Consider the following 25,425-nt stretch of genomic DNA (forward strand, 5'->3'; position numbering starts at 1 on the left):
GGAAATGGCCGCATTCGGGCGCGCGGACGGCGCGGCCGTGGGCTGGGCCGTCTCCAGCCGCCCTGTCCCCTACCCCGAGGCCGTGGCGGCCATGGAGGCCCGCGCGGCGGCCATCGCGGAGGGTACGGCCGGCGAGCTGATCTGGCTGCTGGAGCACCCGCCCCTCTACACGGCGGGAATCAGCGCCAAGGGCGGCGACCTGCTGAGCCCCGACCAATTCCCAGTGTTCGAGAGCGGGCGCGGCGGCCAGTTCACCTATCACGGCCCCGGCCAGCGGGTGGCCTATGTCATGCTCGACCTGAAGGAGCGCCAGCGGGACGTGCGCGCCTTCGTCGCGGCCCTGGAGGACTGGGTGATCGGCGCCCTGGCCCGCTTCAACGTGGTCGGCGAGCTGCGCGACGGCCGCGTGGGCGTCTGGATCGAGCGCAAGGGCGCCGGCTGGTCGCGCGAGGACAAGATCGCCGCCGTGGGCGTGAAGCTGCGCAAATGGGTGTCGTTCCATGGGATCAGCCTGAACGTGGAGCCCGAGCTGAGCCACTTCGACGGCATCGTCCCCTGCGGCCAGCGCGAGCACGGGGTCACCAGCCTGGTGGACCTGGGCCTGCCGGTGACCATGGACGAGGCGGATGAAGCGCTGAAATCCAGCTTCCGCCAGGTGTTCGGAGCCGTCGAGGACGCCGAGCCGCCGGTCTAGGCGACCTGAGACTTCAGCGGGTTTGGGCCAAAGCGGTTGGCGCCCTGCTCGCCAGGCATGACGCCCAGCTCGATCACCGCCCAGAACAGCACCACGCAGAACAGCGAGTCCACGAAGCTGCTGGGATAGGGCCAAGCCGCGACGAACGCGACCAGGATCAGCGCCGCCCACCAGCCGGAGCGGCCCCGGTCGTGCAGCCGCTTGGACAGCACGCAGGCGCCCACATAGAGCAGGGCCGGATAGACGAACCAGCCGGTGAACAGGTGCAGCGTGCCGCCCACCGCGTCATAGACGGCTACCGCCGCGACCAGCAGCGCGGTCACCAGCAGGAACGGCCCCCGGGCCAGGCGCCCCGTGGAGGACGTCAACAGCTCCGCCCAATCGGTGTTCATCCACATCCCCTGCGAGTCATCGCCCGAAATCTAAGGGTGAAGCTGGAGCGAGGGAAGCGGAGGGGTTTAGGGACGAGATCGCAAGCGCATATGTACATATAAACTTCGCCTGAGTGGCGGGTGGTTGGGGACTCCCCCTTCTCCCTTGATGGGAGAAGGGTCGGGGATGAGGGTGATATGGCGGTGGAGGACGGCGCGGCGGAACAGCCGTCGCCACCCTCACCCCTGCCCCTCTCCCATCAAGGGAGAGGGAGGCTCTTACGCAAACTCGACCAGGACTTCGTCCGCCGCGACGGGATCGCCGCCCTTGGCTGAGACGGTCTTCACGATCCCGTCCCGCTCGGCGCGGATGATGTTCTGCATCTTCATCGCCTCGATGACGCAGACCACCTCGCCCTCCTTGACCTCCTGGCCCACGGCCACGTCCATGGAGACCACCAGGCCCGGCATGGGGGAGATGATCATCTTGGAGGTGTCGGCCGCCTGCTTGGGCGGCAACTTGCCGTGCAGTTCGGCCGAGCGGGGGGTCAGCACCAGCACCTTGGCCTTGGCGGCGCGGTGGCGGATGACGAAGCCCTCGGCGGCGGGGGCCACGGAGACGGTGAAGGCGGTCCCGTTCAGGCGGCCGCGGAACAGCGGCTTGCCCGGACGCCAGTCGGTGATCTCCAGGGTGAGGGCCCGCCCCTCGCCCGTCAGCTCGATGCTGAGCGGCGCGTCGCCGCGCAGGCGGACCGGGCGAGCCTCATGGCCGACGAAGACGGTCCAGTCGCTGCGTTCCGGCGTGCCGGCGCGCAGGCCCAGCAGCCGCTGCATGGCGCAGCCGACGGCGGTGAGCACATCTTTCTGGAAGTCGGTCGGTTCGGTCCCGTTGAAGCCTTCCGGGAATTCGTCGGCGATGTAGCTGGTGGCCAGCTTGCCGGAACGGAAACGCTCCTGGTCCATGACCGCGGCCAGGAACGGGATGTTCTGGCCGAGGCCCTCGATATGGAAGTCCTCTAGCGCGCGGGCCATGCCCTCGATGGCGATCTCGCGGTCCGTAGCCCAGGTGCAGAGCTTGGAGATCATGGGATCGTAGAACATCGAGATTTCGTCGCCCTCGCGCACCCCTGCGTCGTTGCGGACGAGATAGGCGCCCATGTCGCCCTCCTTGGGAGGATCGTAGCGCACCAGGCGGCCGATGGACGGCAGGAACTTGCGGTACGGATCCTCGGCGTAGATGCGGCTCTCGATGGCCCAGCCTTTGATCTTCAGCTTGTCCTGGCTGACGTTCAGCTTCTCGCCGGCGGCGGAGCGGATCATCTGCTCCACAAGGTCGAGGCCGGTGATCAGTTCGGTCACCGGGTGCTCCACCTGCAGGCGGGTGTTCATCTCCAAGAAGTAGAAGCTCTTGTCCTGGCCGGCCACGAACTCGACCGTGCCGGCGCTGTCGTAGTTGACGGCCTGGGCCAGGGCGACGGCCTGGGCCCCCATGGCGTTGCGGGTCGCCTCATCCAGCAGCGGAGACGGAGCCTCCTCGATGACCTTCTGATTGCGGCGCTGGATCGAGCATTCGCGCTCGAACAGGTGGACCACGTTCCCGTGCTTGTCGCCCAGCACCTGGATCTCGATGTGGCGCGGGCTTTCGATGAACTTCTCGATGAAGATGCGGTCGTCGCCGAAGGCGCCCTTGGCCTCGGCGCGGACGGCGGGGAAGCCCTCCTCCACGTCCTTGCGGGTCCAGGCGACGCGGATGCCCTTGCCGCCGCCGCCCGCCGACGCCTTGATCATCACCGGATAGCCTATCTCCTCAGCGATCTTCACGGCGTGAGCGGTGTCGCCGATCTCGCCGATGTGGCCGGGGACGCAGGAGACGCCGGCTCCTTGCGCGAACTTCTTGGATTCGATCTTGTCGCCCATGGCGCTGATGGCGCCGGGGTTGGGGCCGATGAAGACGATCCCCTCGTCAGCGCAGCGCTGGGCGAACTCGGCCTTTTCCGACAGGAAGCCGAAGCCCGGATGAACGGCTTCAGCGCCGGTCTGCTTGCAGGCGGCGATGATCTTGTCGGCGACGAGGTAGGATTCGCTAGCCTGGGCCGGACCGATGAACACGGTCTCGTCGGCCATCTCCACCGCCAAGCTGTCGGCGTCGGCTTCCGAATAGACCACCACCGTCTTGATGCCCAGGCGACGGCAGGTCTTGATCACCCGCACCGCGATCTCGCCCCGGTTGGCGATCAGAATCTTCGAAAACATCAGCTGACCGTCTCCCACGGTGTCTCGTTGGCATTTCGAGTAGAGGCAGGCTTTCGGCTTTGCAACGCTCACGCAACGGCGCCCTTGCGGGGTTGCACACGAAGCAGGCTCATGACACCGGTAGACAAAACAAAGGGAGACGCACCATGAGCCATTTCGTCAAACCCCTCGCCATAGGACTCGCCATGGCTTCCATCCTCATGGCTACGGACGCCTCCGCGCAGTCCGGAGCGCCCGCCGCCCCCTCGACCATCGACCTGCCCTACGGCGCCCCGATCAGCCTGGCTGACGCGCGCAAGGTCGCCCAGGCGGCCCAGGCCGAAGCCGCCGCCAACGGCTGGCTGATCGTCGCCACCATCGTCGAGCCGAACGGCCAGGTGGTGCTGACCGAAAAGATGGACGGCACGGCCTATTCCGCCCTCGACGTCGCCGGCCGCAAGGCGGTGACCTCCGCCCATTTCAAGCGCCCGACCCTGGCCTTCTACGAGGCGGTCAAGGGCGGCACGCTGAACGCCATCTTCGCCCAGGCCGTGGCCATCGAAGGCGGCGAGCCGATCGTCATCGGCGGCAAGATCGTCGGCGCCCTGGGCGTCAGCGGCGGCACCCCCGTTCAGGACGGCCAGATCGCCCGCGCCGGCACGAAGGCGGTTAAGTAGAAGGTCCCAAACCGCCGGTTGCCTAACTGTCCGAAGCGCCCAAGCATGCGCCGCCGACAGACAGGACGTGACGATGTTCACTGAAATGCAGCCGGCGCCGACCTACTTCTACCAGAGCCCCAGGTTCACGGGCCGGTCGGAGATCGTGCCCGACTCCCTGGACGGCATGGACCGGGTGCAGGTGTTCGCGGCCAGCGAGCAGCGACGCGAGCGTTATCGCGAACAGATCGACGCCCGGCGTGTTCGGCGCAGCGGCGTACTGGCCGGCGACTACGTGGTGATCCTGGACGGCATGCTGGCGCTGAACCGCAACGGCACGCCGATCATGATCAACGCCGGACCGGAGGACGACTGGGACAACCCGCCCCTTTCGGCCAAGATCGGGCGCTACTGCCGCACGCCCGAATTCCTGACTCTGCGGGAATCGATCCTGGAGGCGTGGGACCAGCTGAATTTCGTCAGCGGCGGCGCGGTCCTCACCGACGTCTACCTGCAAAACTACTACCACTATAAGCTGTTCTTCCTGCCCAAGATCAGGATGACGCAGGACGCGGAGACCACGGTCCTGCTGATGCAGGAGACGGCCATCCTACTGCCGTTCCAGAAGGAAATGCTGACCCGAGCGGCGGGCGAACGGCGCATGGCGTTCTTCAAGGACATCATGCCGGTGCGCGACCCCTTCCTCATCCAGGAGCCCGCCTCGTTCGAAGGGGTTCAGTGGGTACGGGAGACAATGGGGCTGGCTCCCCGCAAGGGCGGGCGCAACATCTACATTCGCAGAAGCCCGCCGGGCGTCAGCAGAGCCCGCAGCATCGTCGAGGACGCGGCGTTCGACGCCTTCCTCGCCCGCCATGGGTTCGAAAGCGTCTTCTTCGGCGAAGGCGACGTCTCGGTGGCCGATCAGACAGCGATGCTGGACGGAGCCAACGTGATCCTGTCCATGCACGGCGCCAACCTGACCAACATGCTCTATCTCGACCCGGAAACCACGGTGATCGAGGTGCTGCCGGGCTACTGGTCCAACTACACGCACGTCCACATCGGCGCGGCCGTCGGCCTGCACTATCGCGGGGTGATCACTGAGGACTACACGCCGGACGGCAGCATACGCGTCGGTATCGATCGGCTGGAGACGCTGATGGCCGAGGCGTCAAGCCGCGCCTAGCCCAGCTTCACGGCGGTTCCGCTGGCGGTGACCATCAGCATGCCGTTCTGGGCGCCCAGGGTCTCATAGTCGAGGTCCACGCCCACGACGGCGTCGCCGCCCAGCTTGCGGGCCTCGTCCTGCATTTCGCGCAGGGCGGTGTCGCGCGCCTGACGCAGGACGGTCTCGTAGCTGCCCGAGCGGCCGCCGACGATGTCGCGGACGCTGGCGAAGAGGTCCCGGAACACGTTGGCGCCGAGGATCGCCTCGCCCGTGACGACGCCCAGGGTCTGGACGATGGTGCGTTCGGCGATGGTCGGCGTGGTGGCGGTGATCATTTGATCGCTTCCTCGTTCTAAAGACGACTCGTCGATCCTACATTGGAAGCCATGACAGACACCGCCAGCACCCCAACGATCTCTCCGTCCGGTTTCGACCTGACCCCGCCCTCCCCCGCCGAGCGCGAACGGCTGGAGGCGGACCTGACGCGCGAGGAGCGCGAGGTCCTGCTCCACCACGGCACGGAGGCCCCCTTCTGCGGCGGCTTGCTGGGCGAGAAGAGCCCCGGCGCCTATTGCTGCCGCCTGTGCGGCCTGCCGCTGTTCAAGCACGAGACCAAGTTCGAGAGCGGCACCGGCTGGCCCAGCTTCTACGCGCCCATCGACGAGACCCATGTGAAGGGGATCAAGGACACCAGCTACGGCATGGTGCGGATCGAGACGGTTTGCGCCCGCTGCGGCAGCCACCAGGGGCACGTCTTCCCTGACGGCCCGCCGCCGACGCGCCTGCGCTACTGCATCAACTCGGTGTCGCTCGAATTCACGCCCGCCGGCGAGGCGCTGCCGGATCGGCTGGGGCGCGGGGACAAGTTGAGCTGACAAAGAAAAGGCCCGCCTCACGGCGGGCCTTTATGTTTCCAGCCTGGATGACCGTCAGGCCGCCTTGTCGAAGCTCAGGCGCTCATAGCGGGTCAGGTGGTGATCGACGGAGCCGAACAGGCCCTCGATGATCGTCCCGCGCTTGAAGTAGTGGCCGATGGCCAATTCGTCGGTCATGCCCATGCCGCCGTGGATCTGGATGGCGCTCTGGCCGCAGAACTTCAGGGCGCGACCAATGCGGACCTTGGCCGAGGAGACGGCCTTGGCGCGCTCGGCGTCGCTCTCGCCCAGCTTCAGGGTCGCCATGTAGGTCATGGAGACCGACTGCTCGAGTTCGATGAACATATCGACCATGCGGTGCTGCAGCACCTGGAAGTTGCTGATGGCGGTGCCGAACTGCTTGCGCTGCTTGGCGTAGTCGAGGGTGCCTTCATGCAGCTTGCGCATGACGCCCACGCCCTCTGCGCAGACGGCGGCGGTCGCCTCGTCCACCACCTTCTCGACCAGCGGCAGACCCGCGCCCTCGGCCCCGATCAGGGCGTCAGCGGGGATCGAGACGTTGTCGAAATAGACCTCCGAAGCCCGGCCGCCGTCGACCGTGGGATAGTCACGGGTGGTGACGCCCTTGGCGTGCTTGTCGACCAGGAACACCGACACGCCCGAAGCCTCGCGCTGCGAGCCGCCGGTGCGGGCGGTGACGATCAGGTGGCTGGCGAAGGGCGCGCCGACGACGACCGCCTTGTGGCCGTTCAGAACCCAGCCGGAGCCGTCCTTCTTGGCCGTGGTCTTCAGGTCAGACAGGGTGTAGCGGCCTTGGGCCTCGGCATAGGCGAAGGCGATGGTGGTCTCGCCGGCCACGATGCTGGCGATGTGGTCGGCGGCGTCAGTGTGGCCCGAGTGCTTCAGGAAGCCGCCGCCGATGATCACCGTGCCAAGATAGGGCTCGATGACCAGGGCTTTGCCGAACTCTTCCATGACGATCATGTTGTCGAGCGCGCCGCCGCCGAGGCCACCCAGCTCTTCCGAGAACGAGGCGCCGAGGATGCCCAGCTCTTCGGCGAAGGCCTTCCAGTAGTCCGCCCGCCAGCCGCTCTCGGAGGAGACGATCTTGCGGCGGGTTTCGAAGTCGTACTTGTCCTGCAGATAGCTGGCGATCGTATCGCGCAGCATCGATTGCTCTTCGGAGAAGTTGAAGTCCATGAGGCTTCCCTAAACGCGAGTGTTCTTGTGCAGGACCGGGCTCAGAGCCCGAGAACCATTTTGGCGATGATGTTGCGCTGGATCTCGTTGGACCCGCCGTAGATCGACGTCTTGCGGACGTTGAAATAGGTCGGCGCGGCGCGGCGGGCGTGATCGGGCCCGATCGGCAGGGCGTTGCCGCCCTCCTTCGGAAAGCCGCGGAAGTACGGCGCGCCGTAGTTGCCCGACGCCTCCAGCACCAGTTCGGTGATGCGCTGCTGGATCTCGGTGCCCTTGATCTTCAGCACCGAGGATTCCGGACCGGGCCCCTTGCCGGCGTGCTCGGACGCCAGGGTGCGCAGCTCGGTGAACTCCAGCGCCGTCAGGTCGATCTCCAGCTCGGCGATCTTGCGGCGGAACAGCGGGTCCTGGATCAGCGGGTTTCCGTCGTCGGCCAGTTCCTCGGCGGCGATCTGGCGAATGCGCTCGATGCCGCGCTTGGAGCGGGCGACGCCGGCGATGCCGGAGCGCTCGTGCGCCAGAAGGAACTTGGCGCAGGTCCAGCCCTTGTTCTCTTCGTAGATGCGGTTCTCGACCGGCACCTTCACGTTCTCGAACCAGACCTCGTTGACCTCGTGCTCGCCGCCCAGGGTGATGATCGGGCGGACGGTGACGCCAGGCGACTTCATGTCGATCAGCAGGAAGGAGATGCCCTCCTGGATCTTGGCGTTGGGATCGGTGCGGACCAGGCAGAAGATCCAGTCGCCGTGCTGGGCGAGCGTGGTCCAGGTCTTTTGGCCGTTGACCAGGTAGTATTCCTTGCCGTCGTCGCCGGTGAAGCGCTCGGCCTTGGTCTTGAGGCTGGCGAGGTCGGAGCCGGCGCCCGGCTCGGAATAGCCCTGCGACCACCAGATGTCGCCGGTCAGGGTCGGCGGCAGGAAGCGTTGCTTCTGCTCGGGGGTGCCGAAGGTGTAGATCACCGGCCCGACCATGTTGATGCCGAAGGGCAGGATCGGCACGGCGTCGGCGCGGGCCAGTTCTTCTGACCAGATGTAGCGCTGGACGGACGACCAGCCGGGACCGCCGTACTCGGTCGGCCAGGCCGGGGCGACCCAGCCCTTCTTGGCCAGGATGCGGTGCCAGGAGAGGAAGTCCTCCTTGGCCATCTCCTCGCCCTCTTCCTGAACCGCCCTCAGGCTGGCCGGATAGTTTTCGGCGATGAAGGCACGGACCTCCTCACGAAATGCGAGGTCCTCGGGCGAGAAGTCGAGATTCATCATGCACTCCCGTCGGCCGGCCGCTCTCGTTCGGGGGCCGTGTCATGGAAGCGATGATAGGGGTCAAACGGACGTTTGCCTAGATGACGTTAGCGTCAACGTAAGACCATCGTTATGCGATGGTCAGCGTACGACCGAAAGGCAGGCCGCACGGATGAAATCCACCGCCGCGACGCCCGCGGCGCCGGCTTCCCCGTCATCCAGACCGATGGTCAGCAGCGGGGTCAGGCGCAGACGCTCCGCCGCGCGGGCCGCGGCCTCCCCATGGGGACGCTCCGCCAGACGGCAGTGGGCGATGATGCCGGGATGCAGGTCATGCAGGGCCGCCGCCGCCGCCAGGGCGCAGGCCCCGTCGAGCAGCACAGGGGTCTGTTGGCTGCGGGCGGCCAGGATGGCGCCGGCGATGGCGGCCATGTCGCGACCGCCCTTGTCGCGCAGGGCGTCGAGCGGAGGCGTCCCCTCCTCCAGCGCCGTCAGCAGGCGGCCCGCCGCCGCCGCGCCCGCCGCGCCGCTGAGCGCGCCGAGGATCAGCAGGTCTGGCTGCTTGGCCAGGGCCTCCATGCCGAAGGCCATGGTGGCGGCGCATTCCTTTTCGCTCATGGCCGGCTTGGTGATCCCGTCGCCGCCCGGGCGGTCGATGGCGAGGTCGAAGGCCTCAAGCCCCGCGCCGTTGCCCTGGGCGATGCGGTTGATCACGGCGCCGCCCGCGGAGCACGCCTCCAGCCGCGCACGGACAGCAGCGGTTTCGGACGCGGCATAGGCGGCGGCGTAGAGCGCCACCACTGGCCGGTTGACGGTCGGACGCGCCCGGCCGGTCCAGGCGGCGATCCAGGCGGCGGTGTCGCTGAAGCGGCCAAGTCCGGCCTCCAGCCCCTCGGCCAAGTCCGAGCGCGGCGGCTCGAAGGAGGAGATCAGGGCGCGGATGTCGTCGAAGGGCGTGGCGGTCATGGGCGCGGACATAGGGCGCGCCGCCGCAGGACGCAAACTTGCAGTCCGTCGCAGGTGGTTTCAGATAGGGACCGTGAACGCCGCCCCGCCCCGCCCGATCGTCACCCCCTGCATCAAGGTCTGCGCCGTCGATGGCGAAAGCGGGCTGTGCCTGGGCTGCCATCGCACCCTGCCGGAAATCGCCCAATGGAGCCGCCTGGGCGAGGACGAGCGCGCCGCGATCATGGCCGAACTACCCTCCCGCCGCGGCCGGATCGCGCCGGAAAAGCTGGGCCTGGCTTAACCGCCTTCGTTAAGGTCTCGGCAACGCCTCGTTCACGGCTTGCAAACCGCTGTCAGCCTAGCATCCGCCCCCTAGAGCCGCAGAAGCGGCCACGACGGAGCGTTGGATGTTCAAGTATTTGGCGACCGCGGCGATCGGCGCACTGACGGCCCTGGGGGCTGCTCAGGCGGTGGTTTCCGTCGACCACATGCGTGATCCCAAGGCCGCCGTGGCGACGCTGGGGGCCAATCCCGAAAGCCATCGCGCCTCTGTCCTCAAGGGCAAGGACGGCCACTACTGGGCCGAGGCTGATGTCAACGGCCGCCAGGTCCGCTTCTTGGTCGATACCGGCGCGACCGCCGTGTCCCTGACCAGCGCCGACGCCCAGCGCCTGGGCATCGACACCACGCAGCTTGCCTATGACTACAACGTCGCCACCGCCGACGGCCGCACCCGCGCCGCCGCCGTGAAGCTGGCCCAGGTGTCCATCGCAGGCGCCGTGGTCAACGACGTGGACGCCCTGGTCATCGAGAACGGCGCCGGCTCGTCCCTGTTGGGCATGAGCTATCTGGGCCGATTGTCAGGCTTCGAGGCGACGCCTCAGGCCCTGATCCTCAAGCCGTAAGCCGCTCGGCGTCCGCCTTCGGGCGCACCGCGTCCAGGGCGGCGTCAACCACTCCCAGACCCGCGCCCGGCTTGACGCTTTCCACCGTCATGATGCGCCGCCATGCCCGCGCGCCCGATTGGCCGTGGAACAGGCCCAGCATGTGCCGGGTCATGGACGACAACTTGACCCCTTCGGCCAGGCGGGCGGCCAGGTACGGCTTGTAGGCCTCCACCGCATCGAACGGATCAACGGGCTCGCCCTCGCCGAAGATGCGGGCGTCCACCGCGCCCAGGAGGCCCGGCTCATGATAGGCGGCGCGGCCCAGCATCACCCCGTCCACGCCGGCGGCCAGATGCTCCTGCGCGGCGTCCAGCGACGCCACCCCGCCGTTGATGGCGATGGTCAGGTGCGGACGTTCCGCCTTCAGACGATGGACCAGGGCATAGTCCAGCGGCGGGATGTCCCGGTTCTCCTTGGGCGACAGCCCTTGCAGCCAGGCCTTGCGGGCGTGGACGACGAACTCGGTGACGCCGGCCTTCTCGCACAGGTCGACCAGAGTGAAGAGGCTCTCCTCCGGCTCCTGATCGTCCACGCCAATGCGGCATTTTACGGTCACCGGGACCTTCACCGCCGCGCCCATGGCGGCCATGCAGTCGGCCACCAGCTGCGGCTCCCGCATCAGGCAAGCGCCGAAGCGGCCGCTCTGCACCCGGTCGGAGGGGCAGCCGACGTTCAAATTGATCTCGTCGTAGCCGTAGTCCTCGCCGATCCGCGCGGCGGCGGCCAGGTCGGCAGGATCGCTGCCGCCCAGTTGCAGGGCCACCGGATGCTCGACATCGTCAAAGCCCAGCAGATGCTCCCGGTCGCCGTGCAGAACCGCGCCCGTGGTCACCATCTCGGTATAGAGCAGCGCCCGACGCGTCAGCGTACGGTGGAACGCCCGGCAATGCCGGTCGGTCCAATCCATCATGGGCGCGACGCTAAGAGTTCCAGGCAACATGTTGCTTCAACTAGAGAACATTGGCGGACAATTCCACCGCTGCCAGCAGGCCCGGAGAAATCGATCACGCTTCGCCGGCTGAATATAAGGGGCTTTCGCCCGCCGCAAGGCGACGGATCGTAGGACGGCGGTAGAGCGTCACGACGGATGACGCGTGGCGCGGCCAAGGTTAGGGTCCCCGCCATGACCCAGATGATCACCCGCCGCCCCCTCCTCCTCGGCCTGCCGCTGGCAGCCCTGGTCGCCACGCAATCGCAGGCCCAGACGGCCGCTCCGCAAGCGGAGGACGCCCGCCTGTTGGCCTTCCTCGACAAGGCGTTCGACGAAGCCCGCCTGCTCAGCCCGGAGGGCATGACGGCCCTGGGCCTGAAGACCGACAACAACAAGCTGAACGACTATACCGACGCCGCTCGCACGAAGGCCCTGGCCCTGTCGGAGCGACAGCTGGCGCTGATGAAGGCGGAGTTCCAGCCGAGCCGCCTGAGCCATGCCGGCCAGCTCAGCTACCAGCTTTTCGAACGGTCGGTGGCCACCCAGCGGGAGAACTACCGCTGGCGTCACTACAACTTCCCGATCTCCACTAACGGCACGCCGGCCGGCGGCATTCCCGTCATGCTGATCAACCGCCATCGCGTGGACGATGTCGCTGACGCCCGCGCCTATGTGGCCCGCCTGATGGAAGTCGAGCGGGTGATGAAGGAAGTCGCCGCCAATGTGCGCGAGCAGGCCCGCATGGGCATCGTGCCGCCGAAGATGGTCTTCGCCCCCGCGCGTGGCGACGCCAAGGCGGTGCTGGTCGGCGCGCCGTTCACCGACGGTGCGGACACGCCGGTGTTCGCCGACTTCAAGGCCAAGGTCGGCAAGCTGCAGATCCCCGACAGCGAGAAGCAGGCCCTGACCGCCGAGGCGAGCGCCGCCCTGACCGGCCCGTTCAAGCGCGGTTTCGACGTGTTCTTCGCCGTGCTCGACGAGATCGAGCCGCTGGCCAAGAGCAATGACGGCGCCTGGCGCCTGCCGGACGGCGCTGCCTACTATGCCAGCCGCCTGCGCTTCTCGACCACCACCGACCTGACGGCCGACCAGATCCACCAGATCGGCCTGGACCAGGTGCGCGCCATCCATGCGGAGATGGAGGCCCTGAAGCCGCGCCTCGGCTTCGCCGGCTCCCTGCCCGAGCTGTTCAAGCATGTGCGCACCGCGCCGGAGCTGAAGTATCCGAACACCGAAGCCGGCCGCGAGCAGTACCTGACCGACGCCCGCGCCGCGATCGCCCTGGCGATGCGCGAGGCGCCGAAGTTCTTCCACCGCCTACCCAAGGCGGCGCTGGAGGTCCGCGCCGTGGAGAAGTGGCGTCAAGAAACGGCGGCGGTGGCGTTCTACAACGCCCCCACCCTCGATGGCTCGCGCCCCGGCATCTACTACGTCAACCTGGCCGACATGAACGAGGTCCAGAAGCCGCAAGGCGAGGCGATCGCGTTCCATGAAGGCGCGCCGGGCCATCACTTCCAGATCGCCCTGGCGCAGGAGCTGGACGGCGTGCCGAAGTTCCGCCGCACCGGCGGCTACGGCGTCTATTCCGAAGGCTGGGGCCTCTACTCCGAGCGTCTGGCCAAGGAGATGGGCGGCTACAAGGAGCCCTATGCCGAGTTCGGCATGCTGAGCCTGCAGCTATGGCGCGCTATCCGCCTGGTGGTCGACACCGGGGTTCACCACAAGCGCTGGAGCCGTGAGCAGACGGTCAGCTACTTCCGCGACAACTCGCCCAACTCCGAGCGGGACATCAACAAGGAAGTCGACCGCTACATCAACAACCCCGGCCAGGCGACCAGCTACATGATCGGCCAGCTGGAGATCGCCAAGCTGCGCGCCAAGGCGACCAAGGCGCTGGGAAGCCGCTTCGACATCCGCGACTTCCACGACGCCGTGCTGGCCAACGGCGGCCTGCCGCTCGACATCCTGGCGCAGGAAGTCGACCGCTACATCGCGGGAGCGGCCAAGGGCGCCTAGCCGACCTTCGTCGGCGCGCGCCCGGCGAACTCGAACCGCGTTCCGGCCTGCTGGATCGCAAAGTCGTAGCGGTGGTTCGCGTCAGCCCAGTCCACGGGCAGGCGCGCGCCATCGCGCAGCTTGATGGTATTGCCGCCGGCTGGCGTTGTCAGGCAGGCCTCACCTGATCCGGTCACCACGACCGCGACGGCCGCGTCGCGCCAGTCCAGTCGTGCGGCCAGTGTCTGTCCAGGCCGGCCGACGAAGCGGCGGTGGAAGCCGTCGGGGCCCATGACCTGCAGGTCAAAGCCCTCGGCCATGACCCAGGCGCCCTTCAGCGCCTGGCCGCCTTCGACCGTGTAGCGCCGCGGGCCGGCGTCCAGATCGTTGCGGTCATAGACGTGGAAGACGGCGGCGCGGCGGCCCTTGTTCACGAACGACAGGCTGACGGCCGCGCCGTCCTGGGCCATCTCGCATTCCAGGACGTAAGGTGTGGGACAGGCCGGGCGGAAGCCCTTGGGCTGGACCGGCATGACCGGCTCGGCCGGCGTCGGGGGCGTAGTCGTCTTATCACCCAGGGCGAGGGCCCGCGCCGCATCGTCGGCGACCGACGGCAAGGCGACCGGCTTGGCGTCCTTGCCGGTGAAGTCGAGGCTGCTGGTCAGGTCGCCGCAAACCGCCCGCCGCCACGGCGAAATGTTGGGCTCCATCACGCCGAAGCGCGCCTCCAGGAAACGGATGACCGACGTGTGGTCGAACACCTCCGAACAGACGCGCCCGCCGCGGCTCCAGGGCGATACGACGTACATCGGCACGCGCGGCCCCAGGCCGTAAGACCGCCCGCGATATTGCGGCAGGTCCAGGCGCGCATCGTCGGCGCTGGGCTTGAGGTGATACTCGCCGGCCAGGTCGACGGTTGAGCCGCCGTTCAGCCGCCCCTCCCCGTCACGGGACGGCGGGGCCGGCGGCGGCACGTGGTCGAAGAAGCCGTCGTTCTCGTCGAAGTTCACCAGCAGGACCGTGCGGGCCCACACCTCGGGATCTGCCGTCAGGGCGTCGATCACCTCGGCGGTATAGGCGGCGCCCTGGGCCGGGCTGGACGGACCGGGATGTTCGGATCCCGCCGCCGTGGCGATCACATAGGAGACCTGCGGCAGGCGTCCGGCCAGCACATCCGCCTTCAGGCCATCCAGGGCCCGCGTCTTCAGACCCCGCTCCACCAGTTGCGGGTCGGAGCCCGGCGCGCCCGCCACCGCCTTCTGGAAAGCCTCGAAGCCGACCAGCGGGTTGTCGGTGAAGTTGTCGTCCATGTCCTGATAGATGCGCCAGTCGACGCCGGCCGCCTGTAGCCGCTCGACATAGGTGGTCCAGCGATAGGGCGTCAGGGTCTCGCCGGCTTTCGGCATGGTGTCGTGCGAGTTGCCGATGCAGGGGCCGCCCCGCTCGCCGGCGCCGTCGATCGTGCCCGACCACATCATCACACGGTTGGGATTGGTGCCGGTCTGGAGCGAGCAGAAGTAGCCGTCACACAGGGTGAAGGCCTCGGCCAGGGCGTACTGGAACGGCAGGTCTTCGCGCTCGAAGTAGCCCATGGAATGCGGCTGCTTGGCCTCCGGCCACCGTCCCATCCGACCCTGATCCCGGGCCGCGTGGGCGTCAGGCCAGCTATGGGGCGTTCCCTCCAGCCGCATGTGGGCGAAGGTCTGGCGGGTATTGAGGGGAAACGGCGCCAGCCACTTGGGACCGCCGCTGACCGAATCGTACTGCAAGAACACATCCCGCTCTCGCCCCTCGACCTTGGGGGCCGGCGCGGGGTGCGGATCGGAGTAGCCGCGAACGCCGGGCATCGTGCCGAAGTAGTGATCGAACGACCGGTTCTCCTGCATCAGGATGACGACGTGCTCGACATCCTTGATCGTACCGGTGCGCACCCGGGGCGCGATATGGAGCGCGCGGGCGATGGATGGAAAGGCGGCGGCGGCCGTCAGGCCGGACATCAGGGTCCGCCGGTCGATCTGGAACTTGGACATCACTTCCCCCCAAGGGCGGCATGGCCGCTGCACTCTGGATGCGTCTTCTAGAACGCATTTGTGACGGCACGTCCCACGGTCACGGAGCTGTCGCGCAATCCCTTTAAATCCGCGCCCAAACCAGAAGGCGCTATAATGTATCAGTTCACGTTCGTGCGCGGCTTGCCGCTCGTCGTTCTCGCCGGCGGCCTGATGGCCTCGGCCGCCCAGGCCGCGGCGCAAGGCGTGGCCCCGCTGGTCGCGCGGGAAGCCAAGGGCGATGTGAGCGCTCACGGCGGCGCACGCCGCCTGGCCGACGCCCCCGCCCCGGCCAAGGCCCGCAACGTGATCCTGCTGATCGGCGACGGCATGGGTGATTCCGAGATCACCCTGGCCCGCAATTACGCGCGCGGCGCCGGCGGCTATTTCCCCGGCATCGACGCCCTGCCCCTCACCGGCCAGTACACCCACTACGCGCTGGACGCGGCCACGGGCAAACCGGTCTACGTCACGGACTCGGCGGCGTCGGCCACGGCCTGGGCCTCGGGCGTGAAGACCTACAACGGCGCCCTGGGCGTCGATATCCGCGGCAAGCCGCATGCGACCCTGCTGGAGCTGTCGAAGAAGGCCGGCTTCGCGACCGGCGTCGTCTCGACCGCCGCCATCCAGGACGCCACTCCGGGCGCCCAGTACGCGCACGTGAAGACGCGCGCCTGCTTTGGTCCGAAGGACACGACCAAGAACTGCCCCGCCCAGGCGCGGGAGAACGGTGGCGCGGGTTCCATCAGCGAACAGCTGCTCGACGTCCGCCCCGACGTGTCCCTCGGCGGCGGCGCGACCGCTTTCGCCGAGCTGGCCACGGCCGGTGAATGGAAGGGCAAGAGCCTGACCGATCAGGCCAAGGCGCGCGGCTTCCGTCTTGTCACCGACAAGGCCGGCCTCGATGGCGTCGCTGCCGCCGACCAGAAGCAGCCGCTGCTGGGCCTGTTCTCGCCCATCCACATGCCGGTGCGGTGGACCGGGCCGAGGGCCGCCCATCGCGGCGCGCGCGAGCTGCCGCCGGTGACCTGCGCGGTCAATCCGGAGCGCACCGCCAACACCCCTACCCTCGCGGCGATGACCGAGAAGGCCATTGAGCTGCTGAAGACCAATCAAAAGGGCTTCTTCCTGCAGGTCGAAGGCGCCTCCATCGACAAGCAGGACCACGCCGCCAATCCCTGCGGCCAGATCGGCGAAACCGTCGATCTGGACGAGGCGGTTCAGGTCGCCCTGGCCTTCGCCAAGGACCGGACCGACACCCTGGTCATCGTCACCGCCGACCACGCCCACACCAGCCAGATCGTCGGCCCGGACTCCAACTCCCCCGGCCTGACCCTGACCCTGCGCACCGAGGAAGGCGCGCTGATGGGCGTGAACTACGGGACGGCGGAAACCGGCTCCCAGGACCACACCGGCACGCAACTGCGCATCGCCGCCTTCGGCCCCAACGCCGAGCGGGTGCAGGGCCTGACCGATCAGACCGACCTGTTCTTCACGATCCGCGACGCCCTGCATCTGCGCTGAACAAAAAGAGGCCGACGCTTGCGCGCCGGCCGAGGGGAGAGGTCGAAAAACTAAAGGCGACGAGCGGACGCGCCGGATGACGCGCCCGCTCGGGCGACGTCAGAAGCGCGCCGTGGCGCTGGCGAAGAACACGCGCCCTTCCACGTCGTACGTGGCCGAGAAGGTGTTGTTGGCCGGGGCGGACGAGCCGACGATCGGCGGGTCCTTATCGAACAGGTTGCGCACGCCGGCGGTCACCGACAGGTCCTCGGTGATGTCATAGGCCCCCGTCAGGTCGAAGTAGTGCTGGGCCTTGATCGTCGGGTTGGTCAGGGTCGCTTTGTCCGGGAAGGCCGAACCCAGGCGCTTGGGCAGCAGGTGGGTGTCGACGGTCACCTCGCCGATATAGCGGTGACGCAGGCTCAGGGTCGCCGGGCCCGAACGCCAGGAGACGCGCGAGACGCCCTTCCAGCGCGGGATCGGCTGGCCGCAGGTGGGACCGAACGAACCCACGCAGTAGTTCTTGGCGGCCGGCAGCGCCTGCACCGGGGTGGCGGTGAATTCGTCGGTGTAGGTGAAGTTGGCGCCCACATCGAAGCGGCTCTCGCCGAACGGACCCCAGTCCATGCTGAAGCGGTAGCTGCCGTCGAAATCGACGCCAGAGGTCTTCAGGCCGCCGGTGTTGTTGTTGGTGGTGGTCACATAGCCCGGCGCGGCGATCTGGCCGGTCATCGGATCACGGGTGATCGCCTGACAGAACACGCTGCTCGCGTTCTGGATGGTGTTGTAGCAAAGGCTCAGGGTGTTCGCGATGCCGCCGCCCAGGGGCGCGATGGCGCCGTCCAGGTTGATCTTGAAGTAGTCGACGCTGAAGGCGAGACCCGACAGGAAGCGCGGCTGCACGACGAAGCCGAAGGTCGTGGTGTCGGATTCCTCCGGCCCGATGTTCGGGTTGCCGCCCGACACCTGGCTGATGAAGGCGTTGGGCTGCACCGCCAGGGTGAACACCGCCGCGGCGGGCACGCCGGTGGCTACGCAGATGGCGCGGACGGCGGCGGTCTGCTGAGCCGTCGGCTGACGGCTGGAGCACGGGTCGATCGCCGACGGTCCGCTGGTGGTGTTGCCGCCGAACAGTTCGCCGACGTTAGGCGCGCGGATGGAGTGCTGGAACTGGCCGCGCAGGGTCAGGTCGGAGACCGGCGCATACTCGCCGCCCACCGAATAGGTCCACACCCCGCCGACGCCCGACAGGTCGTAGTCGGAATAGCGGAAGGCGCCGTTGGCGCTGGCCCGCTTGCCTAGCGAGGAGTCGGCCAGCAGCGGCACGCGCACTTCGCCGAAGATCTCCTTCACCGACTGCGACCCTTCGGTCGGCAGGGCGGCGTTGAAGCCGGACACGTCGCCCGAGGCGAGGAAGCTGTCGGCCACGAACTTGGCCGACGCCTTGCGCCATTCCAGACCGGTGCTGAAGTCGACCGGACCGGCCCAGGTGTCGAACAATTCGCCCGCCAGGCTGGCGGCGATCACCTGCTGTTCGGACTCCGTGTAGTTGGTCGAGGCCACGGCGATAGACGCCGCGCTCTGGGGCGTCAGGTTGGCGCCGAAGATGTTCAACACCGGAGCCGCACCGTTCACCGAAAGCAGGCCGGCCTGGAAGCGGCTAAGCGACGCCGCGCCGCCGGAGACGCTCGTGTCGGTGGTGCGGGTGTAGGTGTAGTAGGTGTCGTAGGACAGGTTGCGCAGGAAGTCCTCGGACAGGCTGCCCAGGTCGCCGCGCAGACCGATCGCCGCGCGGTAGGCGGAACGGTCGGCCGTGTTGGTGCGGTCGCCCACATCCGTCAGACGACGGTTGACGTTGAGGACGGCCAGGCCATCGCCCGCCGTGGTTGTCAGGGACGAAGCGCCGTTGGTGACGCGGGTGGTTCCCGTCTCGCGCAAGTCGAGCTGGCGCATCACTTCGCGAAGCTGCGGCGTCAGGTACGGGTTGTTGGTGTTGATCAGGAAGTTGCCGCCGATGCCGCTGGGCGGCAGCTGCATGGACACCTTGTTGTTGCTGAAGTTCGCCTCGGCGTAGCCGGTCATGCGCTCATTGAAGTCGTAATGAGCGGCCAGGTTCGCCATCAGGCGCTTCTGCGGGATGATCAGATAGGCGGCCGGACCCAGGTCATAGTCGTCGCCCGGCGTCACGGCCGGACGGGCGATGGTCCCGGCGTCGTTGAAGGTGAAGCCGCGCCCGCCGATGCCGCCCAGGCCCGCCGCGATCAGGGCCGCGTCGAGCGCCGGGTTGGAGGCCGAGGAGCCGACGCTCGGAATGTTGGCGAAGCGGCCGTTCGGGATTGTGCCGCTGCCGCCGAAGATCAGGCCCGGACGTCCGCCGGCCGCCAGACAGGTCTGGCCGCCCGGCACGGCCAGCGGCGTGCCGGCTTGGGTCTTGCTGAAGGTGCCTGCGGTGACGCAGCCGTCGGCCAGGCTGGGGACGGCCCAGTCGCCCCGGTCGCCGCGGGTGTAGCCGCCGCGGTCGAGATAGTTCAGGGCCACCACCACGTTGCCGCGGTCGTCAGCGAAGTTGCTGCCAAAGGTCAGGTCGGCGGTGTAGGTCGGGGTGCCGGTGTGCTGGTCGGCGCGGGCCTGGGCGGTCAGCTCCACCCCTTCGAAGTCGTCCTTCATGATGAAGTTGACGACGCCGGTGATGGCGTCCGAGCCGTAGACGGCCGACGAGCCGCCGGTGACCGTCTCCACCCGCTTGATCAGCGCGGCGGGGATCGTGTTGATGTCCGTGGTCTGGTCCGGCCCGGTGATGGTGAAGCGCCGGCCGTTGACCAGCACTAGGTTGCGCTGCGCGCCGAAGCCGCGAAGGTTCAGCGTGGCGGTGCCGCCTGGGACCGTGTTGGCCGTCGGGCCGTTGTTCTGGGAGCCCAGGAACTGCGGCGTGTCGTTGAGAACCGTCTCCACATTCTGGGTGCCGCTGAGCGCCAGTTCCTCCGCCCCGACCACGTTGACGGGCGTCGGCGCCTGGAAACCGCGAGCGGCAAGACGCGAACCGGTGACGATCACCTCGGTGACAGTTTCAGTGGCGGGTTCTGCGGTCTGAGCTTGTGCCAGCGCTGGCACAAGAAAGGCTGTTGCGAGCGCGACTGCCGTGTCGCAGCCCATGAATGTACGACGCCCCCTGCGGATCATAGCCTCGTCTCCTGCCTAATGTTACCGCTATCATTTGCGGCTATTGGCGGAACCCTAGTTCGTAATTTCAACATATGCAATAGGCCCTCAAAGATTGACACCACCACGTTCTTGGGGCGCCGTTCATCGAAAGCCGGTCGTGCGTAGGGAAATCAAAGCCTTGAAGGAACGTTGTTTGGAAGCGCTGAGCCCCTCCCGCAGAGCCATTCTAGCGGGTCTGACGACCGCCGGGGCGCTGCCGAATCTCGCATTCGCATCGTCCGATCCCTGGGCGAAAGCCGAGTCGATCCAGCGCGCGGCCAAGGCCCCAACCTTCCCGTCCCGACACTTCAACATCGTCGAGGCCGGCGCGATCGAGGGTGACGTGGACGCGACCAGCGCGGCGTTCGCACGCGCCATCGAGGCCTGCGCGCAAGCCGGCGGCGGACGGGTCGTCGTCCCGGCCGGGACCTGGACCACCGGCGCGATCCGCTTGCGCAGCCGGGTCGAGCTGCATCTCGAGAAAGGCGCCATCGTCCTCTTCAGCACCGACCCCGCCCGCTATCCGATCGTCGCCACGCGATGGGAGGGGGTGGAACTGATGAACTACTCCCCCTCGTCTTCGCCGACGGCGAGCGTGACGTGGCGATCACCGGACAGGGCGTTCTGGACGGCCAGGGCGCCGCCTGGTGGTCGTGGAGCAGCGGCCAGCGCTTCGGCTGGCGGCCCGGCCTGCCCAACCAGCGCCCGGCGCGCGAGCGGCTGTTCCGTATGGCCGAGGACGGCGTGCCCGTCGCCCAACGGGTCTTCGGCCAGGGCGACTATCTGCGGCCGATGATGGTCCAGTTCCAGAACTGCACGAACGTGCTGGTCGAGGGCGTCACCCTCAAGGACTCGCCCTGCTGGACGCTGCATCCGGTGCTCTGCCGCAACGTGATCGTCCGCAACATCACCGCCATCGGCCATGGCCCCAACACCGACGGCTGCAATCCGGAATCGGTCGACGGCATGCTGATCGAGGGCTGCACCTTCGACAGCGGCGACGACTGCATCGCCATCAAGTCAGGGCGCAACGCCGACGGCCGGCGGCTGGCCACGCCCAGCCGCAACATCCTCATCCAGGACTGCGTGATGAAGGACGGCCATGGCGGGGTGGTGATCGGCAGCGAGATTTCGGGCGGCGCGCACGACATCTTCGCCCGGCGCTGCCGGATGGACAGCGCCGACCTCTGGTACGCCCTGCGGTTCAAGAACAACGCCATGCGCGGCGGCGTGATCGAGAACATCTTCTTTCGCGACATCGAGGTGGGCCAGGTCTCCCGCGCCGCGGTGATCTGCGACTTCAACTACGAAGAAGGCGCCAAGGGCGGGTTCAAGCCCGTCCTGCGCGGCGTACGGATCGAGCGGATGCACAGCCGCGCGGCCGGCCAGGTCCTCGACCTGCAAGGCCTGCCCGGGGCGCCGGTGTCCGACATCGTGCTGCGCGACTGCCGGTTCGACGACGTCGTCCGGCCGAGCGTCATCACCCACACCCAAGGGCTGTCCCTGGAGGACGTACGGGTCAACGGCCGGCCGGTAGACGCCCTCTAGGGCAGCGGACGAAGCCCCTCTGAACGGACGACCCAGCCCTCGCGCGGGAAGCCTGGCGCTTGACCGCTCGACCCGTCCCATCCGGCCGCCATCATGCCCACCGCCAGCAGCAGCGAGCCGTTGGACGGGAAATAGGTCTCGGCCGCGCGCCTGTACCCCGGACCGTCGGAGCCCCCCTCCCCCGTGTACTGCGAGGGCGACAGGAAGTGCTCCAGATGAACGCGGGGGGTCATGCCGCTGACGCCCCACTGGTTGTTCTTCTGCGGCTTGAACAGCCAGTCCAGGGCCGCCTCGGGCTCGCCCAGGCGGGCGGCGGTCATGGCGACCATGGGATAGTCCCAGCCCCAGGTCTGGCGCAGGTCCCAATCGCGCTCCACCGCCCGCAAGGTCGCGCGCATGACGTCTCGGTCCACCCGGTCCGAACCGATCAGGCCATAGGACATCAGGAACGACGGGTGGTCGCGGTTGGGGCAATCCTCAAGCGCATCTCCCCGGCATTTGTCGGAGGCGGACTTCACCCAGAGGTCCGGGTCGTTCTCGACCGCCAGATAAAGCCCGTCGCGGCGGGCCATGGGCGCGAGCTTGGCGATCACGCGGTCCCAGCCGGCGTCCCGCGCCAGGCCCCGGCGCACCCGCCACGCCTGGGCGGTGACGAGGCCCTGGCGGAAGTACTCCAGCTCGAACGCCGGGTTCAGGGTGACCATGGGATCATGGTTCTCCTGCACCGGAATGATCGGAGGGCCGAGCACGTAACGGTCGCCCGCCTCGTCCCACAACGGCCAGGTCGCCAGCAAGCGCGCGGACTCCTCAACCAGCGCGCCATAGCGATCCAGGGTCGCCCGGTCGGGGTGGGCGCGGAAGGCCAGCTCCGCCATCAGGATCGGGTGCGGCTGCTGCCACATGATGAAGGGCGAGATGCTGCTGGGGCTGTTGCGCCCCTCCGGTCCCGACATCTTGGGCCACCAGGCGCCGGAAACCTTGCGACGGTGCGCCTCCGCCCGGGCGGCGGGAAGATGCGACACGTACCATGCCAGGCTGCGCTTCAGCCTGTCGGGCCGCCCCCAGGTCGCAAAATGTGCCGCGTGCCAGGGGTGCATCTCCAGATGGAACTTGCCGTTCCAACTGTTTGAAAAGAGGCCCTCCTCCTGGGGCGGGTATTCCCCCGCGCCGTTCACCGCCATCAGATATTGCGACAGCACCACGCGGCGCTCCAGCTCGGCGGCGCGCGGGTCGGTGCTGCCGGAGAAGTCGATGACGCCGCCGGTCGTCCAGTGGTCGCGCCAGCGGGCGTCGGCGGCGGCGATCGCTTGGTCGAAGCTCGCCGTCGGTGCGGCGCCGCCTCGCCGATCGAAGTCGATGGAGGCCTCAAGGGTGTCGCCTGCCCCCGAGGTGATCTCGAAAGCATGGGCGCCGGACCGCGTGATCGTCGCGCCGGCGGCCTGGATGGTGGAGCCGTAGGTCGTCCCGTCCAAACGGCGGCTCAAGGCGACCCGACCGGGCGATGAGGCCACCTGTACCGTGCGATGCCTGTCAGGATGCTCCCAATCGCTAGGGTCGGGATTGAGCTTGGCGGAAACACCGGGATAACGGACGCCGATCCCCAGCCTTCCGGCTTTCACCAGTGGCGAGCGGACGGTGACCAGGATCGTGTCCCGACCGCTGGCCACGCGGGTCTCCACCACCACCGGTTCGCCGTCATAGGTGAAGCGGCTGGTTAGGACGCCGGTCCACAGATTCAGGGTCTGGCGGGTGTCGGACAGGTCAGAGAACCTGGCGGCCTGCCCGGACTTGTCCTTGATCGTCAGGGCCACACGCCCGAGGGAGAAACGATGCGGGTTCTCGCGCAGCCAGGCGTCGGCGGGATTGGATTGTGCTTCCAGCCCCTGGTTCATCCACGCGAACGGCAACTTTCCCCGGCCCGGCACATCCACCGTCCGCAGGCTGGACGCCTCGGTGTAGCCGTTCGGATTAGGGAAGCTGTGCCAGGCCCATTGCGCCATGGTCAGCAGCGGCGCGAGGTCCGAGTACTGCTCGGGAAAGGTCTGCAGGCCGGTGATGTCGGCTGTGAAGGCCAGATCCCCGTTGCCAACCATGAGCGGGGCGTGCGGATCCACGGCGGCGAGCGTCACGTTATGACGCGACACCAGGGCCTGGCGATCGATGGGCTGGGCCAGGACCGTCAGCGGGATCGCGGTCAGGACGACGACAAGCAGCAGGCGCAGGTTCACGGCGCGACCTGCTCGACCTTGACCCAGTCGAAATCGGCGACGCCATGCCGGCTCTGGGCCGGGTCGCCATAGGTGAACAGCCCGGGCCGCGCGCCCTTCCACCAGCTGAAGCGCAGCGGCGCCGGGCCGCCGAAGTCGGCGAAGGTCTTGCCGCCGTCGAGGCTGTAGCTGTAGCGCGCCTTCTGGTCGGCGACCGCGACGCGCAGCTCGACCGCCTTGCCGGTCAGGACCGGCCCGACGGTCTCCGCGCCCATGGCGGAGTATGTCAGATGACGCGCGCCGGCCTTCTGGACGACGCCGATCCAACTGATCCCCTGGCCGAACATGGTCAGGCCCGCGCGCTGGCCGTCGGTCATGCCGCCGACCTCCAGCCGCGTGGTGATGACTGAGGACTCGCTCTGCATGGCCTGGGTCAGGGTGTTGCGGGCGCTGACCAGATTGACCGCCGGGGCGGCGGTCAGACGCATGAAGCCGGGACGCTGGGTCAGGCTCCATCGAAGGTCGTCGGGATTGTGGTTCCATTCCCACTGCAAGCCGAGCTTGCGGTCGGAGAAGGTGTCCGAGGTCTGGGGCCGCACCGGCGCGAACGTTCCGCCGACATCGGGCATGGCGTGCTCGGCCACCGGCTGTCCGCCGACCGCGTCGGGGCCGGCGCCTGGGATCGGCTCGCCCATGAACGGCCAGTCGTCCTTCCACGTCACCGGCTGCAGGTGGACGATACGGCCATAGGCGCCGGCGCTGTTGAAATGGACGAACCAGCCCTGGCCCGAGGGCGTCTCGACCCACCCGCCCTGGTGCGGTCCCTTCCACGGGGTCTTGCCCGGGACCAGCACCTCGCGATGCTCATAGGGGCCCCAGATGTTTCGGGAACGCAGCACCGCCTGCGGGCCGGTCTCGACCCCGCCGATGGGGGCGAAGACGTAGTACCAGCCGTTGCGCTTGTAGAGCTTCGGCCCCTCCAGGATCGGCAGGGCCTTAGGGTCCTCGGCGATCACCTTGGCCTCGCCGAAGACGCTCTTGCCGTCGGGGGTCATGCGACGCAGCACCAGCGGCCCGGCGCCCACTTTGCCGTGGACGAGATAGGCTTGGCCGTCCTCGTCCCAGAAGGGACAGGGGTCTTCCAGGCCCGCCTCCGCGACCACCGCAACGGGCGGGCTCCAAGGTCCCTCGGCGCTCTTGGCCGTGGACATGAAAATCCCTTCATAAGGGGTTGCAAAATAGACGTAAAACAGACCGTTGTGATGGCGGATCGCCGGCGCCCAGACCCCGCCGGCGTAGCGCTGTCCCACGACGCGTTGCGGGGGCGGCATGCGCGCGCCGGTGTCGTCCGTGGGCACCGGCCCCGGCAGGTCGTACTCCGGCGCGAACGGCAGTTTGGGCAGGACGTGGCCGACGATCGTCCAGTGGACGAGGTCCTTGGACTTGAGGATCGGCACGCCCGGCGAGAAATGGAAGCTGGACGCGACCATGTAGTAGTCGTCGCCCACCCGGATCACGTCGGGGTCGGAATAGTCCGCCGGCAGGATGGGGTTGCGATAGGTCGCCGCCGGCTGCGGCGCGCCGACGGCGGGCAAGGCGACCGCCAGGGCGGCCACGGCCGCACCGAGGATCATCGCGGATCGGAACACGGAAACGGACATCG

The 25,425-nt window shown here is 68.0% G+C and carries 20 protein-coding genes; 9 read left to right on the forward strand and 11 right to left on the reverse strand.

Features of this window, described 5'->3' with window-relative positions; translation table 11 throughout:
• The first annotated feature begins 4 nt into the window (after positions 1-4).
• The gene (gene lipB / locus ABOZ73_RS01855) at positions 5-694 is read left to right on the forward strand and encodes a lipoyl(octanoyl) transferase LipB (protein WP_369060245.1); all 690 of its coding nucleotides are present in this window, start codon (positions 5-7) and stop codon (positions 692-694) included.
• On the opposite strand, the gene ABOZ73_RS01860 is transcribed toward lipB, so the two are convergent.
• Both ABOZ73_RS01860 and ABOZ73_RS01865 read right to left on the reverse strand, forming a co-directional pair.
• Positions 691-1,092, reverse strand: a complete 402-nt coding sequence (locus ABOZ73_RS01860) for a DUF805 domain-containing protein (protein ID WP_369060247.1) — start codon at positions 1,090-1,092, stop codon at positions 691-693. The two genes, lipB and ABOZ73_RS01860, sit on opposite strands and share 4 nt — an antisense overlap.
• A 252-nt stretch (positions 1,093-1,344) precedes the next feature.
• The gene (locus ABOZ73_RS01865; protein ID WP_369060249.1) at positions 1,345-3,318 is read right to left on the reverse strand and encodes an acetyl-CoA carboxylase biotin carboxylase subunit; all 1,974 of its coding nucleotides are present in this window, start codon (positions 3,316-3,318) and stop codon (positions 1,345-1,347) included.
• Between the two features lie 185 nt (positions 3,319-3,503).
• Between ABOZ73_RS01865 and ABOZ73_RS01870 the strand changes: the two genes are divergently transcribed.
• Both ABOZ73_RS01870 and ABOZ73_RS01875 read left to right on the forward strand, forming a co-directional pair.
• Positions 3,504-3,974 (forward strand): heme-binding protein, encoded by a 471-nt coding sequence (locus ABOZ73_RS01870; RefSeq protein ID WP_369060251.1) that lies wholly within the window; start codon positions 3,504-3,506, stop codon positions 3,972-3,974.
• Positions 3,975-4,047: 73 nt separating this feature from the next.
• Complete coding sequence (locus ABOZ73_RS01875; RefSeq protein ID WP_369060253.1) at positions 4,048-5,139, forward strand: DUF563 domain-containing protein; 1,092 nt, start codon at positions 4,048-4,050, stop codon at positions 5,137-5,139.
• Here the strand turns inward: ABOZ73_RS01875 and ABOZ73_RS01880 are convergent.
• Positions 5,136-5,456, reverse strand: coding sequence for a heavy metal-binding domain-containing protein (locus ABOZ73_RS01880; RefSeq protein WP_369060255.1), 321 nt, complete (start codon positions 5,454-5,456; stop codon positions 5,136-5,138). The two genes, ABOZ73_RS01875 and ABOZ73_RS01880, sit on opposite strands and share 4 nt — an antisense overlap.
• Positions 5,457-5,507: 51 nt before the next feature.
• Between ABOZ73_RS01880 and msrB the strand changes: the two genes are divergently transcribed.
• A complete protein-coding gene (msrB, locus tag ABOZ73_RS01885; protein WP_369060258.1) occupies positions 5,508-5,996 on the forward strand; it encodes a peptide-methionine (R)-S-oxide reductase MsrB in 489 nt (162 codons plus the stop codon).
• Positions 5,997-6,050: 54 nt separating this feature from the next.
• On the opposite strand, the gene ABOZ73_RS01890 is transcribed toward msrB, so the two are convergent.
• From ABOZ73_RS01890 to ABOZ73_RS01900, 3 genes are all read right to left on the reverse strand, one after another.
• Complete coding sequence (locus tag ABOZ73_RS01890; protein WP_369060259.1) at positions 6,051-7,196, reverse strand: acyl-CoA dehydrogenase family protein; 1,146 nt, start codon at positions 7,194-7,196, stop codon at positions 6,051-6,053.
• Positions 7,197-7,237: 41 nt separating this feature from the next.
• Entirely contained in the window at positions 7,238-8,452 is a 1,215-nt protein-coding gene (locus ABOZ73_RS01895) for an acyl-CoA dehydrogenase family protein (RefSeq protein WP_369062597.1), read from the reverse strand.
• 123 nt (positions 8,453-8,575) lie between these two features.
• Positions 8,576-9,412 carry a nicotinate-nucleotide--dimethylbenzimidazole phosphoribosyltransferase gene (locus ABOZ73_RS01900; protein ID WP_369060260.1) on the reverse strand — a complete coding sequence of 279 codons (837 nt, stop codon included), beginning with the start codon at positions 9,410-9,412 and terminating at the stop codon, positions 8,576-8,578.
• A gap of 52 nt (positions 9,413-9,464) precedes the next feature.
• Between ABOZ73_RS01900 and ABOZ73_RS01905 the strand changes: the two genes are divergently transcribed.
• Both ABOZ73_RS01905 and ABOZ73_RS01910 read left to right on the forward strand, forming a co-directional pair.
• Entirely contained in the window at positions 9,465-9,683 is a 219-nt protein-coding gene (locus ABOZ73_RS01905) for a DUF1289 domain-containing protein (protein ID WP_369062598.1), read from the forward strand.
• Positions 9,684-9,789: 106 nt separating this feature from the next.
• Positions 9,790-10,287 (forward strand): TIGR02281 family clan AA aspartic protease, encoded by a 498-nt coding sequence (locus tag ABOZ73_RS01910; protein ID WP_369060261.1) that lies wholly within the window; start codon positions 9,790-9,792, stop codon positions 10,285-10,287.
• Here the strand turns inward: ABOZ73_RS01910 and dusA are convergent.
• A complete protein-coding gene (dusA, locus tag ABOZ73_RS01915; protein ID WP_369060262.1) occupies positions 10,277-11,269 on the reverse strand; it encodes a tRNA dihydrouridine(20/20a) synthase DusA in 993 nt (330 codons plus the stop codon). The two genes, ABOZ73_RS01910 and dusA, sit on opposite strands and share 11 nt — an antisense overlap.
• A gap of 183 nt (positions 11,270-11,452) precedes the next feature.
• On the opposite strand from dusA, the gene ABOZ73_RS01920 reads away from it, so the two are divergent.
• The gene (locus tag ABOZ73_RS01920; protein ID WP_369060264.1) at positions 11,453-13,276 is read left to right on the forward strand and encodes a DUF885 family protein; all 1,824 of its coding nucleotides are present in this window, start codon (positions 11,453-11,455) and stop codon (positions 13,274-13,276) included.
• Here ABOZ73_RS01920 and ABOZ73_RS01925 read toward each other — a convergent pair.
• A complete protein-coding gene (locus ABOZ73_RS01925) occupies positions 13,273-15,285 on the reverse strand; it encodes a phosphocholine-specific phospholipase C (protein ID WP_369060266.1) in 2,013 nt (670 codons plus the stop codon). The two genes, ABOZ73_RS01920 and ABOZ73_RS01925, sit on opposite strands and share 4 nt — an antisense overlap.
• 135 nt (positions 15,286-15,420) lie before the next feature.
• On the opposite strand from ABOZ73_RS01925, the gene phoA reads away from it, so the two are divergent.
• Entirely contained in the window at positions 15,421-16,827 is a 1,407-nt protein-coding gene (gene phoA, locus ABOZ73_RS01930) for an alkaline phosphatase (protein ID WP_369060268.1), read from the forward strand.
• 99 nt (positions 16,828-16,926) lie between these two features.
• On the opposite strand, the gene ABOZ73_RS01935 is transcribed toward phoA, so the two are convergent.
• Positions 16,927-19,860 (reverse strand): TonB-dependent receptor, encoded by a 2,934-nt coding sequence (locus ABOZ73_RS01935; protein ID WP_369060270.1) that lies wholly within the window; start codon positions 19,858-19,860, stop codon positions 16,927-16,929.
• 747 nt (positions 19,861-20,607) lie between these two features.
• Between ABOZ73_RS01935 and ABOZ73_RS01940 the strand changes: the two genes are divergently transcribed.
• Positions 20,608-21,555 carry a glycoside hydrolase family 28 protein gene (locus ABOZ73_RS01940; protein WP_369060272.1) on the forward strand — a complete coding sequence of 316 codons (948 nt, stop codon included), beginning with the start codon at positions 20,608-20,610 and terminating at the stop codon, positions 21,553-21,555.
• On the opposite strand, the gene ABOZ73_RS01945 is transcribed toward ABOZ73_RS01940, so the two are convergent.
• Both ABOZ73_RS01945 and ABOZ73_RS01950 read right to left on the reverse strand, forming a co-directional pair.
• Positions 21,552-23,783 (reverse strand): hypothetical protein, encoded by a 2,232-nt coding sequence (locus ABOZ73_RS01945; protein ID WP_369060273.1) that lies wholly within the window; start codon positions 23,781-23,783, stop codon positions 21,552-21,554. The genes ABOZ73_RS01940 and ABOZ73_RS01945 overlap by 4 nt on opposite strands.
• A complete protein-coding gene (locus ABOZ73_RS01950; RefSeq protein ID WP_369060274.1) occupies positions 23,780-25,423 on the reverse strand; it encodes a glycoside hydrolase 43 family protein in 1,644 nt (547 codons plus the stop codon). The genes ABOZ73_RS01945 and ABOZ73_RS01950 overlap by 4 nt, the downstream gene beginning before the upstream one ends.
• Between the last annotated feature and the right edge of the window lie 2 nt (positions 25,424-25,425).

The organism is Caulobacter sp. 73W (assembly GCF_041021955.1).
Lineage (GTDB): Bacteria > Pseudomonadota > Alphaproteobacteria > Caulobacterales > Caulobacteraceae > Caulobacter.